We start from the raw sequence: 2,195 nt of genomic DNA on the forward strand, positions 1-2,195 counted from the left end.
GCTCCCCGCCTCGGCCTCCGCTGACGCCACGGCCCCCGCCGGCGACCCGGCCTCCACCGGCGATCCCTCCCGCTCCGCGGGGCACGGGGTCACCGACATCCAGCGGCTGGCCGCCTCCCACGACTCAGCCGACTTCTCCACCAGCGTCTCGGTGGTCACCGGCACGGGCCACCCGCTCGAGGAGGTCCCGCCGATCGTCGGTCTGTCCCTGTACCGCACCGCGCAGGAGGCACTGGCCAACGTCCGGCGACACTCCACCGCCGACCGCGCGGGAGTGGTCCTGCGCACCGGCGAGAACCCGGGCGGGAACCCGTACGCGGAGGTGGAGATCACCGACGCCGGACGCCCCCGGGCGGGGACCTCGGGGAGCGGACTGGGACTGCTGGGCATGCGCGAACGGGTGCGCTCCCACGGCGGCGAGTGCGAGATCGGCCCCCGGGTGACCGGCGGCTACCGGGTGCGGGTGCGTCTGCCCTACCGCCCCGACGTGGACGCCGACCGGGAATGAGCGACAACTCGGCGGGACCCGATTCCGCAGTGGGCGAGGACTCCACCGCGGTCCTGCGGATCCTCGTGGTGGACGACCAGGCGCTCATGCGCTCCGGATTCTCGATGATGCTCGGCGTGGAACCGGACCTCGAGGTGATCGGCGACGCCGCCGACGGCGCGGAGGCGGTCGAGATGTGCCGGCGGCTGCGCCCCGACGTGGTGTTGATGGACGTGCAGATGCCGGGCACCGACGGCATCGAGGCGACGCGGCTCATCACCGCAGAGGCCCTGTCCAAGGTCTTGATCCTCACCACGTTCGACCGGGACGACTACCTGTTCGACGCGCTGCGGGCCGGGGCGAGCGGATTCCTGCTCAAGAACTCCGACCCGGAGGACCTGGTCGACGGGGTCCGGGCCGTGGGCCACGGTCACGCGCTGCTCGCGCCCGAGGTCACGCGTCGGGTCATCGAGAGACTGACCACTCCTGTCCCGTCGGATGGCCGCGCCCCGTCCCCCGCCGGCGCAGGATCTCGTCCGCCCGCCCTGGACCTGCTCACGGCCCGGGAGACCGAGGTCCTGCGTCTGGTCGCGCGGGGGCTGTCCAACGCGGAGATCGCGCGGACGCTGGTCGTGGGCGAGGCCACGGTCAAGACCCACGTGTCGGCGTGCCTGTCCAAACTCCACCTCCGCGACCGCGTCCAGGCGGTCGTCCTGGCCTACGAGGCCGGTCTCGTCCAGCCCGGCGAGTGACCGCGACGCCCCAGGCGGCCGTCCGCCGACCGTCTCCCCCCTGAGGGGGAGTCCCGCCCGACCGACCCCGGAGATGTCATCCTCCCGGCTGATCCGCCGGGCCACCCGTCGGCCATAGCGTGGACCCGGTACAGGACACCAGGGAGGACACCATGCTGGAACTCGACGGGCTCACCCGACGCTTCGGGGAGACCCTCGCCGTGGACGATGTCGGATTCGAGGTCCCGCGAGGGGCGATGACCGGCTTCGTCGGCGGCAACGGCGCCGGGAAGACCACCACCATGCGGATGATCATGGGCGTGCTGCAGCCCTCCGCCGGCACGGTCACATGGCGTGGCCGGGAGGTGACCGTCGCGGATCGTCGCACCTTCGGGTACATGCCCGAGGAACGGGGGCTGTATCCCAAGCAGCCGATCCTCGACCAACTCGTCTACCTCGGCAGACTCCAGGGGCGCAGTCCGGAGGGGGCACGACGCTCGGCGACCGAGCTGCTCGGGCGGTTCGGGCTCGGCGACCGCACGGCGGACAAGCTCGAATCGCTGTCACTGGGCAATCAGCAGCGCGTCCAGATCGTCGCGGCGGTCATCGGCGGACCGGAACTGCTCGTCCTCGACGAACCCTTCTCGGGTCTCGACCCGGTCGCCGTCGACTCGATGGTCGACCTGCTGCGCGAGTACACCAGCCAGGGTGTGCCCGTGCTGTTCTCCTCGCATCAGCTCGACCTGGTGGAACGGCTCTGCGACCACCTCGTCGTCCTGGCGCGCGGGCGGGTCGTCGCCCGCGGGACGGTGGACGACCTCCGCCGACGGGGGCGCGTCCTGCACCGCCTCGTCGTCGGCACCGACGCCGGGTGGGTCCGGGGGCTGCCGGGGGTCCACGTCGTCGACGTCGACGGCCCCACCGCCCTGATGGACCTCGACCGCCCCGAGGCGACCGATCTGGTCCTCCGTGAGGCA

Annotated in this window: 3 protein-coding genes; all 3 read left to right on the plus strand. The window is 72.4% G+C overall.

The window, feature by feature from the left end; genetic code table 11:
* The coding region (locus tag G6021_RS14650; protein WP_347238980.1) for an ATP-binding protein at window positions 1–508 on the plus strand (508 nt) is incomplete at its 5' end.
* Window positions 505–1,239 (plus strand): response regulator transcription factor, encoded by a 735-nt coding sequence (locus tag G6021_RS14655; RefSeq protein ID WP_182641597.1) that lies wholly within the window; start codon window positions 505–507, stop codon window positions 1,237–1,239. The genes G6021_RS14650 and G6021_RS14655, both read left to right, overlap by 4 nt.
* Before the next feature lie 152 nt (window positions 1,240–1,391).
* The coding region (locus tag G6021_RS14660; RefSeq protein ID WP_182641598.1) for an ATP-binding cassette domain-containing protein at window positions 1,392–2,195 on the plus strand (804 nt) is incomplete at its 3' end.

Origin of the sequence: Dietzia sp. CW19 (assembly GCF_014145265.1) — a bacterium.
Taxonomy (GTDB): Bacteria; Actinomycetota; Actinomycetes; order Mycobacteriales; family Mycobacteriaceae; genus Dietzia; species Dietzia natronolimnaea.

Coding starts and splice junctions, on each gene's coding strand:
- G6021_RS14655 (WP_182641597.1), top strand. CDS start 505: ATGAGCGACAACTCGGCGGGACCCGATTCCGCAGTGGGCGAGGACTCC.